Genomic DNA, 14,691 nt, shown 5'->3' with positions numbered 1-14,691 from the left:
ATAGCGGGTGGCGACATCGACGGCCACTTCGGCAAAGCCGATCTGCTTGGCGCCCTTGCCGGCGACTTCTTCATACGCGATGGTCTGCAAGCCGAGGTGGCGGGCGGCCAGGTCGTCCATATTGTGGCGTTCGGTGCTGTCGAGCACATAGCTTTGCAGCAGGGTGTCCTCGGCGATGCCTTTAAGGGCAATGCCGTGGTTGGCAAAAACATGCTGGTCGTACTTCAGGTTCTGGCCGACCTTGTGCTTGCTGGCGTCTTCCAGCCAATGCCTGAGTTTGGCCAGGGCGGCATCGAGTGAGAGTTGTAGCGGGGCATCGGCATAGTGATGCGCCAGTGGCAGGTAGGCCGCTTCGCTTTCTGCAATCGCGAAACTGATGCCGACAATGCGCGCCTGCATCGGATCGAGGCTGTCGGTTTCGGTATCCACCGCCGCCAGGGGGGCGCTGTCCAGCTTGGCAATCCAGGTGTCCAGCTGCGCTTCGCTCAGGATGGTTTCATAGCCATCGCGGTCGAGTGCGCGCAGCTCCGTCGGGGTTTCGATGGGGGCGAAGCTGCGCAGGCTACTGCTGTTGCCCTCGGCGGCTATCTTGTCCCCGACCGCAGCGTCGCCTTTGATCTCACGCAGCCAGGTGCGAAAACCATATGTCTCGAACAGCTCGGCCAGTCTGGCTTTGTCGGCATCGCGCGGCGTCAGCGCCGCGAAACTGCCGCCCAGCTCAGTGCTCAGGTCCACATCGCATTTAATGGTGACCAATTGCCGGCCCAAGGGCAGAAAACCCAGCCAGTCGCGCAGGTTCTGACCGACCACGCCGCTGATCTGGTCGGCATGGGCGATCACGCCGTCAAGGCTGTCGTATTGACTCAACCATTTCAAGGCCGTTTTCGGGCCGCATTTGGGCACGCCGGGCACATTGTCGACGGTATCGCCGATCAGGGTCAGATAGTCGACGATGCGGCCGGGCGGTACGCCAAATTTAGCCAGCACCCCCGCTTCGTCCAGCGTTTCATTGCTCATGGTGTTGACCAGGGTGACGTTGGGCGTGACCAACTGCGCCATATCCTTGTCGCCGGTGGAAACGATGGCCTGCATGCCGGCGGCATCGGCGCTGCGGCACAGGGTGCCGATGACATCGTCTGCCTCCACGCCTTCCACCATCAGGATGGGCATGCCCATGGCGGCGATGGCGGCATGGATCGGTTCGATCTGGCTGCGCAGCTCATCCGGCATCGGTGGGCGCTGTGCTTTGTAATCGGGATAAAGATCGTCGCGGAACGTCTTTCCCTTGGCGTCGAACACGCAGCCTATATAATCGGCAGGCACTTCTTTCACCAGGCGCTTGAGCATGGCGATGATGCCGTATAGCGCGCCGGTAGGGGCGCCGCTCGGGCTGCGCAAATCAGGCAGGGCATGAAACGCCCGGTACAGGTAGGATGAGCCATCGATCAGCAGCAGCGTTTGTTTCGACATGCGATGTCCAATTGAATAAGGGTGGTAGCCGCGCACGATGCGCCGGCTCCGGAATTTCGGGAAAAAAATGAGTTTTTACAGCAGCAAGTTGCCAAGTGATACCGATGCCGCCGCCATGGCCGCCTCGGTTGCCTACCGTTCGCGCGAGGCGTGGCGGGTTTTCGAGATTATGGCTGAATTCGTCGAAGCGACTGAGCGCTTGCAAGCAATTCAGCCAGCGGTGAGCATTTTCGGCTCGGCACGCACCCCGCGCGACCATGCTTATTACAAGCTCACCGAAGAAATCGCCCGCCTGTTGTCCGATGCCGGTTTTTCGGTGATTTCGGGCGGCGGCCCCGGCATCATGGAAGCTGCCAATAAAGGTGCCTTCCACGGCAAATCGCCATCGGTCGGGCTGAACATCCAGCTGCCGCACGAGCAGCATGGCAATCCTTACCAGGATGTCAGCCAGACGTTCCGCCACTTTTTTGCCCGCAAGGTGATGTTCGTCAAGAACGCCACTGCCTATGTGGTGATGCCGGGCGGCCTTGGCACACTCGATGAGCTGAGCGAGGCGCTGACCCTGATCCAGACCGGCAAGAGCCGGCGCATGCCCATCATCCTGGTCGGTAGCGCCTTCTGGGGCGGCTTGCTGGACTGGTTCCGCACCACCTTGGTCAACGAGAAGATGATCAGCCCGAACGATCTCGATCTGATGCAGGTGATCGACGAGCCGCATGCGATTGTCGATGCGATCTTCAAGTTTTACGAAACACGCGGCTTTGCGCCAAGCGCCGCCGAGCGTGAGATGCAGCTGAGCTTGTAATGGCACAGCTGTCGGTGAGGCAGGCAGCCGCCGCGGGTGCCCGGCCTCAGGGGCGCATCTGAGACTGCGCCTGCGGTATTTCTACTCTTTTATGGATTTCCGACCATGCGAAACCCGCTTCCCGTATCGCTGCTTATTCTTTCCAGCCTCGCCGTACTCGCCACCGAGCCGCTGAAGCCCACCCCGGTGCCACCACCACCGCCCTTGCCGGCCGGTGCCCACGATGATCCTACCCTCGAGCCCGAGGTGACCATCGTCCAGAAGGAGGATGCGACGGTGACCGAATACCGCATCGGCGGCCGGCTCTATATGCAGAAGGTCAAGCCCAAGGTCGGCCCCGAGTACTACCTGACCGACGATACCGGCACCGGCAGTTTTGTGCGCCGCGATACTGACCCCAAGGTCAAGCCGCCAATGTGGGTGATCAAGCGCTTCTGAGCGATCTGCCATAAGGCGGGAGTGGCAGCGCTGCGCGCTGCTGTGCCGCGCCATGTGCTTGTCACCTTCCTGATCTATCCGTCTTGCTCGCCACACTGTCCAAGTTATTGCCATGTCCGTGTTTACCACCGTTACCGAATCCGAACTGTCGTCCTGGCTCAAGGCCTATTCCCTGGGCGAACTGGTCGAGTTCAAGGGCATTGCCGCCGGTATCACCAATACCAACTACGCGGTGACCACCACCCATGGCAAATATGTACTGACCCTGTTCGAGACACTGGCGGCGCATGAGCTGCCGTTTTACGTCGATCTGATGGTGCATCTGTCGGCGCATGGCATTGCCTGCGCGGCACCGATTGCCAATCTGCGCAATGAATACATCGACCGGCTCAATGGTCGGCCGACCATCATCGTCAGCTGGCTACCGGGCGAGCCGGTGGAGCTGGCCAGCGCAGCACAGTGCCGCGCCTTGGGCGCCATGCTGGCGCAGATGCACAGAGCGGCCGATACCTATGCCGGCCATATGGCCAACCCGCGCGGGCCGCACTGGTGGACGGCCGCGGCGCCACAGCTGTATGGCTATCTGTCTGCGGCTGAAGGCGCATTGCTGCGCAGCGAGGTGGCCGAACAGGCGCGGCACCGGTTTGCACATTTGCCCACCGGGGTGATCCATGCCGATCTGTTCCGCGACAATGTTTTGATGCAGGGCGAGCGCATCGGCGGATTCATCGATTTCTATTACGCCTGCAATGATGTGCTGATCTACGACCTGGCGATTACCCTGAATGACTGGTGCGGCCGGGCTGACGGTAGTATCGACGATATGCTGGCCGCAGCTCTGGTGGCTGGTTACCAGTCGGTGCGCCCCCTGAGCCAGGCCGAAAAGCAGGAATGGCATCTGATGCTGCGTGCGGCAGCGTTGCGTTTCTGGGTGTCGCGCCTGTGGGACTGGCACAAGCCACAGAGCGGCGAGCTGACCTACCGCAAGGACCCGGCCGTATTCCAGCGCCTGCTTGAGGCGCATCTTGCGCTCGGTGACGGGCCTCACTGGTTGTGATGCGGCTTCACGCCCGAAACGATATGACTGAACCCACCCTTACCGATCAAGCTCTGGCCGAGTTTCGCGACTACCTGCTTCGCTACGCCATTTACCGGCTGCGCGATGAGGATATGGCGGAAGAGGCGGTGCAGGATACGCTGCTGGCTGCGGTGCAGGCCAAGCAAGGCTTTGCCGCGCAATCGAGCGTCAAGACCTGGCTGACCGGCATACTCAAGCACAAGATCATCGATCTGCAGCGCCGCGCCGGGCGCGACCCCTTGCTGCTGGATAGCCGCGAAGATGAAGACGGCGATGCCGCCGGCGATTTTGCGACCCTGTTCGACAAGCAGGGCCATTGGGGATCGGATGGCCCGCGCACCTGGGCCGACCCCGATGCTTCGCTGGAGCAGCAGGATTTCTGGCGGGTGTACGAGGAATGCGCCGCTCGCCTGCCCAAGCGCACCGCCATGGTATTCGCCATGCGCGAATCGCTGGGCTATGACATCGAGGAAATCTGTCAGAACCTCGATATCACCGCGACCAATTGTTCGGTGCTTTTGTATCGGGCGCGTCTGGGCCTGCGGCATTGCCTGGAATTGAACTGGTTTGGCCAAGAGGCAGGGCAGTGATGTTGATCTATTCATGCAAAGAAACGACACGCGCGGTGTCCGACAGCCTGGACCGTGATCTCGGTCGGGCTGAGCGTTTTCGCATGCGCCTTCACTTGCTGATTTGTGGTCTGTGCCGCAATTTCTCGAAACAGGCGCATTTCCTGCACCGCGCTGCCCGCCAGCATGGTAGCCGGGATAAGCGCGGCTCGTGACGCTCGGCTGCCCGGTCGGAACGTCGGCCAGCGCTGCGGGCGGCTATAATCGCGCCGCCATGACCTATCGACGCCTGTTCGGCCGGCTGCTGCTGGCGCTTTTGCTTATTTTCATCCTGTACCAGCTGTGGATATTTGCCCACGTGCTGTGGTGGCGTAACCACAATCCGTCCGATACCGCCTTTATGGACGAGCAACGCGAAGTCCTGCAGCAAAAGGACCCGAAGGCCGAGCTCAAGCAGCAATGGGTGTCGTACAGCCGTATTTCCGACAATCTCAAGCAGGCGCTGGTCGCCAGCGAAGATGCCAAATTCCTCGAGCACGAAGGCTTTGACTGGGAAGGCATCCAGGCCGCCTGGGAAAAGAACAAGAAAAAAGGCCGTATTGCCGCTGGCGGCTCCACCATCAGCCAGCAATTGGCAAAGAACCTGTTCCTGTCCGGCCGGCGCAGCTATTTGCGCAAGCTGGAAGAGGCGGCCATTACCGTGATGCTGGAGGCGGTGATGGATAAGCAGCGCATCTTCGAGATTTATCTGAACGTGATCGAGTGGGGCAACGGCATCTTCGGTGCCGAAGCGGCGGCGCGCCATTACTATGGCGTGAGTGCCGCATCGCTAAGCCCCTCGCAGGCGGCCAAGCTGGCGGCCATGGTGCCCAACCCGCGCTTTTACGACAAAAACCGCAATGCACGCGGCCTGCTGCGCAAGGCGGCAATCATCCAGCGGCGTATGGGCTATGCGGATATCCCGGAATGAGTGCGGCCATGCAGATTGACCAGGCGGGCTGGCTGAGCACGGCGACTCGCATCGATTCGCCCAACCATGATGCCCGGCCAATCGACTGCCAGATCGATATGATCGTGGTGCATTCGATTTCCCTGCCGCCCGGGCAGTTCGGTGGTGATGGCGTCGAGCGCCTGTTTACCAATCGCTGCGACCCGGCCGCGCACCCCTGTTTTGCCGAACTGCAAACGCTGCGGGTATCGGCACATTTTCTGGTTCGCCGCGATGGCAGCGTGCTGCAGTTTGTTTCTTGCCTTGATCGCGCCTGGCATGCCGGTGTGTCGTATTGGCAAGGGCGTGAGCGCTGCAATGACTTTTCCATCGGTATCGAGCTGGAAGGTGGCGATCTGTGGCCGTATGAGCCGGCGCAATACGCGACACTGGATGCCTTGATTGCGGCATTGAAGGCGGCGTATCCCGTTACCCAGCTACTTGGACACTGTCATATCGCGCCGGGGCGCAAGACCGATCCCGGACCGTTTTTCGACTGGGTGCGCTATGGCGGCGAGCCTTCAATGTAGTCTCGCAGGCTGACCGGTTGTCGTTTTCGTATTGCATTGCAACATCGGCGGTATCCACCGCGAGAGCGTGGGCATATAATCCGCCGCCATTCAGCCAAGGCGAACACTGGGACAGGGCACAATGAGTCATCAAACAGGACAAACTCCGAAAGCTGTCGCTGGACTAACGCTTGCGGCAGTGGGCGTGGTCTATGGCGACATCGGGACCTCGCCGCTCTATACGCTGAACGAAGCATTCGGGCATCACAGCGGTATTGCGCCGACCCCTGCCAATGTTCTTGGCATCTTGTCGCTGGTGTGCTGGTCCTTGTTCATCGTGGTCTCGTTCAAATATGTTTACTTCATATTGCGTGCGGACAATAAGGGTGAGGGCGGGATACTCGCATTAATGTCGTTGGCGCTGCGAAATACCAAACGACGGCGCGGCCAGTTCTCGATTTTTATTCTGCTCGGGATTTTTGGCGCTGCGTTGTTTTATGGCGACGGGATGATTACGCCAGCAATATCTGTGCTGTCGGCCGTTGAAGGTTTACGCTTGGTTGATCCTGAGTTCTCGCACTATGTGCTGCCTATCACTCTCGCCATCATTGTCGGACTGTTTGCGGTGCAGGCACGTGGTACTGCGAGTGTCGGCAAGGTATTTGGTCCGATCATGCTGGTGTGGTTTGTTGCCCTGGCAATACTCGGGGTGGGCGGTATCATGCGTCACCCGGGCGTACTGGCGGCGCTGTCGCCTTTTTATGCCGTTCAATTCGTTCTCTTGCACCCGATGATGGCGTTTCTGGCTCTTGGTACGGTGGTGCTGGCCATTACCGGTGGTGAGGCGATTTATGCGGACATGGGGCATTTCGGTCGCTTCCCGATACGCCTCGGCTGGTTCGGCTTTGTGCTGCCCGCGTTGCTTTTGAACTATATGGGACAAGGCGCCTTGGTTCTTGATGACCCGGCAATGGCGGGTCAGTCGTTTTTCATGTTGGCACCGAAATGGTTGCTGTTGCCTATGGTATTACTGTCAACCGCTGCCACGGTAATCGCATCACAAGCCGTTATCTCCGGTGCATTTTCTCTGACACGGCAGGCTATTCAGCTGGGTTATGTTCCACGTATGGATATTGACCATACCTCGGATCAGGAAATCGGCCAGATCTATATCAATGGCGTAAATTGGTCGCTATTTTTCATCGTCATTTTATTGGTTTTGGGTTTCCAATCGTCCAGCAAACTGGCGGCAGCATACGGCTTTGCCATGTGCGGGATGATGGTGATGACCACACTGACTGCGTTTGCCGCCCTGAAAACAGAAGACAAGCGCAAGCGCCTCGCCCTGCGTCTGCTACTGAGCGGCTTATTGCTGGTTGATCTGGCATTTCTCGCATCCAATGCGCTCAAGATTCCTCAGGGGGGGTGGTTTCCACTGGCGGTGGGTGTGGTGGCGGTTGCCATTATGTTCACCTGGAAAAACGGCCGGCGTTTGTTGTTCCATCGCATTCATGATGGCGAGTTGCCGCTCGATTTGTTTGTGGATTCCATCGAGGCAAATCCGCCGTTGCGTGTGGAGGGCACGGCTATTTTCATGACCGGGAGCGAAGACTCGACGCCGCATGCCTTGCTGCATAACCTCAAGCACAACCGCGTGCTGCACGAGCAGGTCGTGTTTCTGACTATTCAGACGGCCGACGTTCCCTATGTTGCAAAAGAAGATCGCCTTAAAGTGAGGCGACTATCCAACAGTTTCTGGCAGGTCGTAGCGCGTTTTGGTTTTAGCGAAGAGCCTTCGGTGCCGCACATTCTGGAAGCACTGGCTGAGCAGCACGATCTCGAATATGACGACATGACTACCTCATTCTTCCTGTCCAGAGAGACGATCATCCGCAGCAAGACGCCGGCGCTGAATTGGTTGCAACACCATATTTTTACCTGGATGCAGCGCAATGCCTCGCGCCCGACCGATTTCTTCAAGATCCCGCCGAATCGGGTAGTGGAAATGGGTACCCAGGTCGAACTATGAGCGGTGCGCGATGAAATCCGAACTTCCCAGTCCGACGCCAGCGCGTAAAGCGCTGGCGCTACACTTCCGAATGAATCTCTAGGGCCGCCGGGCGGCCCGTGTTGGCATCACAGGGGCGTCCATGTTTCAGCTCTACCCGTTTCGGCATATCGGTACCGGCATGGCGCAATCGCGCCCCAATCGCTGGGACTGGGCGGTATTGCCGATCATCCTGGCGATTATCGTGGCGGTCGCCTTTGGCGCCATGCAGATGAGCCGACCGTTCACGGTCGGCCAGGAACTGCCGATTTCGCTCGACCCGCTGTATCTGCCTTACTACCTGTTGCGCACCATCTTGCGCATGTTCATTGCCTTGGGTTTTTCCCTGCTGTTCAGCATGGTGTTTGCTGCGGTGGCGGCCAAATATCGCGCCGCCGAAAAGGTGATGATTCCGGCGCTGGATATTCTGCAATCGGTGCCGATTCTCGGCTTTCAGGCCATTGCGGTGGCGCCGTTCATTGCCATGTTTCCCGGTAGCCTGGTCGGCCCGGAATGCGCCGCCATCTTCATGCTGTTCTCCTCGCAGGCGTGGAATATGGCATTCAGCGTGTTCCAGTCCTTCCGCAATGTGCCACCCGAGCTCGCCGAGGCGGCACGCATCTTCCGCCTGTCGGGCTGGCAGCGTTTCTGGCGGCTGGAGCTGCCGTTTGCCATGCCCGGCCTGTTGTGGAACATGATGATGTCGATGTCCGGCGGCTGGTTTTTCCTGGTGGCGGCCGAAGCGATCACCGTGGCCAATCAGGATATCAAGCTGCCTGGCATCGGCTCCTATATCGCGGTGGCCATCGATCAGAAGAATCTGGCCGCCATCATCTGGGCGATTGCCGCCATGCTGGTCGGCATCTTGCTGTACGACCAGCTGTTTTTCCGCCCCTTGCTGGCCTGGGCCGACAAATTCCGCTTCGAAGAATCGCAATCCGAGGTAGCACAACAATCTTGGCTGCTGGACTGGATGCGCCGCAGCAACTGGGTACGTGGCTGGACCGACCGCCTGTGGTTCCAGCTCAGCCGCGGCCTTGGCTGGTTCCGCACCCATCATGACGGTACCTCGATCCGTGCACGCAAGAAGGCGATCAATCCGCTATGGGCGCGCGCCTGGGATGCGGTGATGGCGGCGGCGGTGATGATAGGCGTGTACCGGCTGGTGGTGTTCATCCAGAGCGAGGCCGGCTGGGGCGAGGTCTGGCATGTGTTCGGCCTCGGTTTCCTGACACTGGCGCGGGTGATCGTACTGATCGCACTGGCATCGGTGGTGTGGGTGCCGATTTCGGTGTGGATCGGCCTCAACCCGCGCCTGTCGCAGCGGGTGCAGGCGCTGGCGCAGTTTCTGGCGGCTTTCCCGGTCAATCTGCTGTTTCCGCTGGTGGTCTACCTGATGGTGGCGCTCAAGCTCAATCCCAATCTGTGGCTCAGCCCCCTGATCGTATTCGGCACCCAGTGGTACATCCTGTTCAATGTGGTGGCGGGTGCCTCGACCATTCCGAATGAGCTGCGGCTGGCCGCCGATAATCTTGGCCTCAAGGGCTGGCTCAAGTGGAAGCGGTTTTATCTGCCAGCGGTGTTCCCGAGCTTTGTCACGGGCGCCATTACCGCCAGCGGCGGTTCCTGGAATGCCAGCATCGTCTGTGAATATGTGAGCTGGGGAAACACCAAGCTGGTGGCCAGCGGCCTGGGCAGCTACATCAAGCAGATGACCGATGCCGGGGACTTTCCGCGCATTGCGCTCGGCATCGGGGTGATGTGCGTATTCGTCTTGTGTCTGAACCGCTTTTTCTGGCGGAAACTCTATGTATTGGCCGTTGATCGGGGGGATGAAGAATGACCAGAAACGAGAACCTGCTGATTGATCTGGCCGATGTGCAGAAATCGTTCCGCAGTAGCGATGGGGCGGCCCGTACCGTGCTGGGCAAGGTCGATTTCACCTTGCGCGAGGGTGAGATCGTGGCGCTGCTCGGCAAGTCCGGCTCGGGCAAATCCACCCTGCTGCGCATTATCGCCGGCCTGATTCCGGCCGATACCGGCCGGGTGCAATATCGCGGCCATCCGATCTTCGGGCCGGCGGCTGGTATTGCCATGGTATTTCAGTCTTTCGCCCTGTTTCCTTGGCTGACCGTGCAGCAAAACGTGGAGCTGGGGCTGGAAGCGCAGGGAGTGCCGAAAGCCGAGCGCGAAGCGCGCGCCGATGCGGTGCTCGAATTGATCGGCCTGTCCGGCTTTGGCGGTGCGCTACCACGCGAACTGTCCGGCGGCATGCGCCAGCGCGTCGGCATTGCCCGTGCGCTGGTCACCAATCCGGATGTGCTGCTGATGGATGAGGCGTTCTCGGCGCTGGATGTGCTGACCGGCGAAACCCTGCGCAACGATATGCTGGAGCTGTGGGACGACAGCAAGATCCCCACCAAGGGCATCCTCATCGTGTCGCACAATATCGAGGAGGCGGTCATGATGGCCGACCGCATCCTGATCATGGGCAGCGATCCGGGCCATGTGCGCAATGAAATCACCATTGATTTGCCGCGTCCGCGCGATGTCGATAGCCTGGAAGTGCGTGCCCTGATCGACGAAGTGTATGCCCTGATGACCATGCGCCCGGTGCAGGAAGCGGTGGGTGGTTCGCCGGTTCATGCCCATCTTGGTTATCGTCTGCCCGATACCGATATCAGCCGCATGGAAGCCATTCTGGATCTGCTGGCCGATACGCCGTTCGAAGGCCGCGCCGACTTGCCGCAACTGGCCGAAGAGGCTGAGCTGTCCGACGAAGAGCTATTCCCGATCTACGAGGCGCTGGGCCAATTGGCCCTCGCCCAGGTGGAAAAGGGCGATATCGCGCTGACCCCACTGGGCCGTCGCTATGTAGAGGCCGATCAGGTGCTCAAACAAGAGTTGTTTGGCCAGCAGCTATTGGCCCATGTGCCGCTGGCGGCCCATATCCGCCACAGTCTGGAGCAGGAGCCCAGCGGCGCCTTGCCGGAAAAACGCTTTCTCGACCTGCTGGAGGAGTTCCTCAAGGCCGACGAGGCCGAGCATGTGCTCAAGGTGGCGGTGGAGTGGGGCCGCTATGGTGAGGTGTACGAGTACGACTACCACACCGGCCGCCTGCATCTGCCTGAAGGCGCGCATGACGAGGCAGAAACGCAGGACTAGACAGGCGGGCCTCAAGACGGTGGCGCGCTTGGGTAAAGCAGGCGGTGTGTCATTGAGGTGGGCTGCGGGCGTGACCAGCTTCGATCGCATGGTTGCGATGTGTGCAGCCCAAATGTCGCAGTGCCATTGCTTATGGAGAAAGGGCCTGCTGATTTGGCATGATCCGCTGTAAGGGTATTCCCCTGCCTGGCAAAGCTTGCTACTTTTCAGCCCCGAAGCGTTTTGAAATTATGACAATGAAATTTGCAGTGGCCATTCTGGCCTTGAATATCGCCGGCTTTGCGCAGGCCGGTTTATATAAATGCAGCAAAAATGGCGAAATCTCCTACCAGGAAATGCCATGCGACAAGAGCAGCGCTGCGATCCAGACGGCGGTAGCGGGCGATAGTCCGTTTATTGGCTGCTATAAGGCAAATTATCCCGCCGAACCCTATGAATTGTTTGAAGTCCGCCGGGTGATTGAAGAACGCCGCGCCGAACGCCTGTATTACAACGACTACACCGCTCGCCGCAAAAGCGAGCCGGTATTGCGTTTGATGCGAGTGGATAAGCCAGACTGGGAGGGACTGGTCCTTAAAAATGCCGGAGATGCCGAGCTACAGCATATTGCATCCGTCAATCACCTTAGCCTGAAACGCGGTGTTACAAGCTCGGGCTACGATGGTGATCAAAGCTATTACCGGCGAAGAAGGGATTCGGCGCTAGGCATTTATGAAGCAAAGGATGGTGCTGTCCATATTGTTTACGAGTCGCGCAGCAGTCCCGCCAAAAAAGTGGCGTGTAACTGAATCAACGCGCATTGCCTCATGAGTGGGCCGGGCGTTCCGGGATGGGCGAGTAGCCCGGCTTTGCGAGGCTGATCGAGGACGGCGCTGAACGAACTATCCACTGCGCACAAGCTCGCGGCGGGGGAAGAGCGAATCAGCGCAGGGTCACTGACCTAGCCACGCCTGAATGGCCGCCGCCTTTACCGGAACATGCGGTGGTGCTTGAAAGCGCGATTCGTTCAGTGATTCCCTATGGAGCCGGCCTGGTACTGACCGGCAAGCTACTGCCCGGCCGCCAGCTACCCTTCCAGGTCAGGCGGACCTGCGCCTGATTGAGCTTGGTGGTCTCCACCACAATGCGCAGCGATGGCGGCGTGCCACTGGCGTGCAGCTGCATGCCGGCAAACACGCCGTTTTGGGTGCCGGCGTCCAGGGTGGCGCGGCTGCCGTATTCGATTTCTTCGCCCTTTGCCTGCAGCAGCGCGGCAGGCGAGGTGGCGCCCACCACGCTGAAGCCGCTTAGCGTGGCCGCCAGCGGGCGTTGCAGGATGCCATCGGCAAACGGCTTGGGCAGGCGGCTGATCAAGGTCGCAGCCTTCCATGGCTCGTCCGCTGCCGCCTTGCCGGTGCCGGCTTGCAGGATGGATGTGCTGCTCACCGGCTGGCCCGCATTGATCTGGTTGACCAACTCGGCCAGCTGCACTTCGGAGAACAGGAAGCGGCGATTGCCCATCTCCAGCGGGAACAGGCGTGCTGGCAGGCTGCAGGCGTTGGCCTTGCTCGCATTGTCGGGCAGCAGCTTGTACCACTCATCATCTTCGCGGATGGTGCCGGCCTCATTGAAGCTGGCTGGCGCACCATCCTTGTGACAGCTCACTTTGGCGGAATAGCTGCCATCAGGCTGTATGGTCAGGCTGCCGGCATCGGGCGTGCCGGAATAGGTAGCAGCCCAGCTGGACAGTGCCGGGGCTTTCTGCCGGCGGGGCAAAAGGCCGGTGGTATCGAGTTCGCTCTGCTGCTGGTCGAAGTCGCGGCGGTTCACCTCGGTATCGCCCTCTTCCATTGCTTGCTGCTTGCGGGCAACCACCGCCTGCCGTCCGCTGGGGCGATTCCAGTCGATTTGCGGTCCCGAGGTGCCGCACACGGATGAGGCAATGGCGCCGAGCCGGGTGAATTGGGTGCGTACGCCGTTGAGCTCGATCAGGCTGAAATGGTCGGCATCAAGCTCGATGATCCGGTTTACATCAGGCGGAAAGTCGCGCATTTCCGGATAGAACCAGGCCATCTTTCCGTTCCAGACCCCCCACATGCCGCTGCCGATCTCCTGGTCCGGGTAGGGGCTGGTACCGCTGACCAGCTCGGTACGAAACTTGCCGTTATCGCCCAAGGTGAAGCGATACACGCTACCCGGCCGGGTCGAGGTCCAGCTGCCGACATATTTGCACGGCGCATTGGGCAGTGACCGCATCATGGCCGCGGTATCGCGGAACAGCCAGGATTCGGGAAACGATGAGGCCACTTCCACGCAAGCCGATACCGATTGCGCGCGCTGCAGCGGGTTCAGCCCTTCAACGATGGTGCCAGAGCTGCGGCAGGCCTCGATATGCTGGGCCAGTTTGTAGCCACCGCGCAGGTGCAGGGCCCCGTAGACGATCAGGATCAGAAATCCGAAGCCGATGATGCGGGAGGTCCAGCGTAGGCCGCTGCGTAGCTTGCGCGAGTGCTTCATGGCCGAGGTTTGGGATCAGTGATTGAGCAAGGCCAGCAGTTTATCGAAAGCCTCGTCGAACAGGGCAAGTCCTTCCTGTTGTAACTGACCCGCAACACCATCCATATCGATGCCGACCGCCGCAAGCTGCGCCAAGGTGGCGCGGGCTGCCTCGCCTTGGCCGGTCAGCGTATCGCTGGCGTGACCGTGGTGGCGGAAGGCGGCCAGGGTGGCGTCGGGCAGGGTGTTCACCGTATCCGGCCCGATCAGGGAGTCGACATACAGCACGTCGGAATAGGCGGCGTTCTTGGTGCCGGTGCTGGCCCACAGCAGGCGCTGGATATTGGCGCCGGCGGCGCGCAGATCGGCACATTCGTCGCTGTGCCAGCGCAGCATCCAGCCGGCATGGGCGGCACGCGCCATGGCGATGGCAGCTTGGCCGCGCAGTTCCAGCGCTGCGCCACCGATGGCGTCCAGCTGGCGATCGACCAGGGTATCCACCCGCGACAGAAACACGCTGGCAACCGAGCGAATATGGCGCAGGTCGCCTCCGCCAGCCAGGCGCTGGCGCAGACCGTGGACATAGGCGTCGAATACCGCATCGCAGTCGCGCTGGCCGAACATCAGGGTGACATTGACATTGATGCCGTCGGCAATGGCGGCGCTGAAGGCTGGCAGGCTCTGCGCTGTGGCGGGAATCTTGATCATGGCGTTGCGGCGGGCAATGGCCGCCCACAGGCGTCGGGCAGCCGCCAGGGTGCCATCACCATCGCGCGCCAGCCGTGGCGACACTTCCAGGCTGACATAGCCATCCAGCCCGCCCGATTCTCGGTAGCTATCGGCAAACAGATCGCAGGCCGCCTGCACATCGGGTACCGCCAGCGCTTCAAAGCGCTGCTCGGCAGTCAGGGGCTGGGTTTTCAGCTGCGCCAGATCGTCGGCATAGCCGCTGCCGCTGGAAATGGACTTCTGGAAGATCGCCGGGTTGGATGTGACGCCGGCGAGTCCGTCGTCGCGGATCAGCGCCTGCAAGGGGCTGGCGAGCAATTCGCGTGACAGATTGTCCAGCCAGATGCGCTGGCCGAGGGATTTGGCTTGAAGCAGCGGGTTCATGGGGCGCCTTGCAGTGCACAAAAGCGGCCATGGT

Annotated in this window: 14 protein-coding genes; 11 read left to right on the top strand and 3 right to left on the bottom strand. The window is 60.3% G+C overall.

Annotated elements, in window-relative coordinates; all coding sequences use genetic code 11:
• Positions 1-1,470: 5'-3' exonuclease H3TH domain-containing protein (locus ACE3OH_RS03365; protein WP_374348389.1), on the bottom strand; the 1,470-nt coding region annotated here is incomplete at its 3' end.
• A 115-nt stretch (positions 1,471-1,585) separates the two neighbouring features.
• On the opposite strand from ACE3OH_RS03365, the gene ACE3OH_RS03360 reads away from it, so the two are divergent.
• From ACE3OH_RS03360 to ACE3OH_RS03310, 11 genes are all read left to right on the top strand, one after another.
• On the top strand, positions 1,586-2,275 hold the full coding sequence (locus ACE3OH_RS03360; protein WP_374348394.1) for a TIGR00730 family Rossman fold protein: 690 nt from the start codon (positions 1,586-1,588) through the stop codon (positions 2,273-2,275).
• Positions 2,276-2,380: 105 nt separating this feature from the next.
• On the top strand, positions 2,381-2,713 hold the full coding sequence (locus ACE3OH_RS03355; protein WP_374348387.1) for a DUF2782 domain-containing protein: 333 nt from the start codon (positions 2,381-2,383) through the stop codon (positions 2,711-2,713).
• Positions 2,714-2,825: 112 nt separating this feature from the next.
• A complete protein-coding gene (locus ACE3OH_RS03350) occupies positions 2,826-3,770 on the top strand; it encodes a homoserine kinase (protein ID WP_374348385.1) in 945 nt (314 codons plus the stop codon).
• Between the two features lie 23 nt (positions 3,771-3,793).
• Positions 3,794-4,381 (top strand): sigma-70 family RNA polymerase sigma factor, encoded by a 588-nt coding sequence (locus ACE3OH_RS03345; protein WP_374348382.1) that lies wholly within the window; start codon positions 3,794-3,796, stop codon positions 4,379-4,381.
• On the top strand, positions 4,381-4,575 hold the full coding sequence (locus ACE3OH_RS03340; RefSeq protein WP_374348378.1) for a zf-HC2 domain-containing protein: 195 nt from the start codon (positions 4,381-4,383) through the stop codon (positions 4,573-4,575). Before ACE3OH_RS03345 ends, ACE3OH_RS03340 begins: the two co-directional genes overlap by 1 nt.
• Positions 4,576-4,634: 59 nt before the next feature.
• The gene (gene mtgA / locus ACE3OH_RS03335) at positions 4,635-5,330 is read left to right on the top strand and encodes a monofunctional biosynthetic peptidoglycan transglycosylase (protein ID WP_374348375.1); all 696 of its coding nucleotides are present in this window, start codon (positions 4,635-4,637) and stop codon (positions 5,328-5,330) included.
• An 8-nt stretch (positions 5,331-5,338) separates the two neighbouring features.
• On the top strand, positions 5,339-5,878 hold the full coding sequence (gene ampD, locus ACE3OH_RS03330; RefSeq protein WP_374348372.1) for a 1,6-anhydro-N-acetylmuramyl-L-alanine amidase AmpD: 540 nt from the start codon (positions 5,339-5,341) through the stop codon (positions 5,876-5,878).
• Positions 5,879-5,999: 121 nt separating this feature from the next.
• Positions 6,000-7,886, top strand: coding sequence for a potassium transporter Kup (locus tag ACE3OH_RS03325; protein WP_374348369.1), 1,887 nt, complete (start codon positions 6,000-6,002; stop codon positions 7,884-7,886).
• A gap of 121 nt (positions 7,887-8,007) precedes the next feature.
• Positions 8,008-9,747 (top strand): ABC transporter permease, encoded by a 1,740-nt coding sequence (locus ACE3OH_RS03320; protein ID WP_374348366.1) that lies wholly within the window; start codon positions 8,008-8,010, stop codon positions 9,745-9,747.
• Positions 9,744-11,069 (top strand): nitrate/sulfonate/bicarbonate ABC transporter ATP-binding protein, encoded by a 1,326-nt coding sequence (locus tag ACE3OH_RS03315; protein ID WP_374348364.1) that lies wholly within the window; start codon positions 9,744-9,746, stop codon positions 11,067-11,069. The genes ACE3OH_RS03320 and ACE3OH_RS03315 overlap by 4 nt, the downstream gene beginning before the upstream one ends.
• 158 nt (positions 11,070-11,227) lie before the next feature.
• Positions 11,228-11,857 (top strand): hypothetical protein, encoded by a 630-nt coding sequence (locus tag ACE3OH_RS03310; protein WP_374348361.1) that lies wholly within the window; start codon positions 11,228-11,230, stop codon positions 11,855-11,857.
• Between the two features lie 229 nt (positions 11,858-12,086).
• Here ACE3OH_RS03310 and ACE3OH_RS03305 read toward each other — a convergent pair whose 3' ends face one another.
• Positions 12,087-13,565: a hypothetical protein gene (locus ACE3OH_RS03305; RefSeq protein WP_374348356.1), complete on the bottom strand. Its 1,479-nt coding sequence runs from the start codon at positions 13,563-13,565 to the stop codon at positions 12,087-12,089.
• A gap of 15 nt (positions 13,566-13,580) precedes the next feature.
• Positions 13,581-14,657, bottom strand: a complete 1,077-nt coding sequence (gene tal, locus ACE3OH_RS03300) for a transaldolase (protein WP_374348353.1) — start codon at positions 14,655-14,657, stop codon at positions 13,581-13,583.
• Between the last annotated feature and the right edge of the window lie 34 nt (positions 14,658-14,691).

The sequence above is a fragment of the Chitinimonas sp. genome (assembly GCF_041904975.1).
Taxonomy (GTDB): Bacteria; Pseudomonadota; Gammaproteobacteria; order Burkholderiales; family Chitinimonadaceae; genus Chitinimonas.
Note: the sequence above shows the minus strand (reverse complement) of the source record. Positions and strands in the feature narration are given on the sequence as shown.

What these genes read in the sequence shown, in the direction of transcription:
- ACE3OH_RS03320 (WP_374348366.1), top strand. Translation starts at nt 8,008, where the DNA reads ATGTTTCAGCTCTACCCGTTTCGGCATATCGGTACCGGCATGGCGCAA.
- ACE3OH_RS03355 (WP_374348387.1), top strand. Translation starts at nt 2,381, where the DNA reads ATGCGAAACCCGCTTCCCGTATCGCTGCTTATTCTTTCCAGCCTCGCC.
- ACE3OH_RS03340 (WP_374348378.1), top strand. Translation starts at nt 4,381, where the DNA reads ATGTTGATCTATTCATGCAAAGAAACGACACGCGCGGTGTCCGACAGC.
- ACE3OH_RS03325 (WP_374348369.1), top strand. Translation starts at nt 6,000, where the DNA reads ATGAGTCATCAAACAGGACAAACTCCGAAAGCTGTCGCTGGACTAACG.
- tal (WP_374348353.1), bottom strand. Translation starts at nt 14,657, where the DNA reads ATGAACCCGCTGCTTCAAGCCAAATCCCTCGGCCAGCGCATCTGGCTG.
- ACE3OH_RS03310 (WP_374348361.1), top strand. Translation starts at nt 11,228, where the DNA reads ATGATCCGCTGTAAGGGTATTCCCCTGCCTGGCAAAGCTTGCTACTTT.
- ampD (WP_374348372.1), top strand. Translation starts at nt 5,339, where the DNA reads ATGCAGATTGACCAGGCGGGCTGGCTGAGCACGGCGACTCGCATCGAT.
- ACE3OH_RS03360 (WP_374348394.1), top strand. Translation starts at nt 1,586, where the DNA reads ATGGCCGCCTCGGTTGCCTACCGTTCGCGCGAGGCGTGGCGGGTTTTC.
- ACE3OH_RS03305 (WP_374348356.1), bottom strand. Translation starts at nt 13,565, where the DNA reads ATGAAGCACTCGCGCAAGCTACGCAGCGGCCTACGCTGGACCTCCCGC.
- ACE3OH_RS03350 (WP_374348385.1), top strand. Translation starts at nt 2,826, where the DNA reads ATGTCCGTGTTTACCACCGTTACCGAATCCGAACTGTCGTCCTGGCTC.
- ACE3OH_RS03345 (WP_374348382.1), top strand. Translation starts at nt 3,794, where the DNA reads ATGACTGAACCCACCCTTACCGATCAAGCTCTGGCCGAGTTTCGCGAC.
- mtgA (WP_374348375.1), top strand. Translation starts at nt 4,635, where the DNA reads ATGACCTATCGACGCCTGTTCGGCCGGCTGCTGCTGGCGCTTTTGCTT.
- ACE3OH_RS03315 (WP_374348364.1), top strand. Translation starts at nt 9,744, where the DNA reads ATGACCAGAAACGAGAACCTGCTGATTGATCTGGCCGATGTGCAGAAA.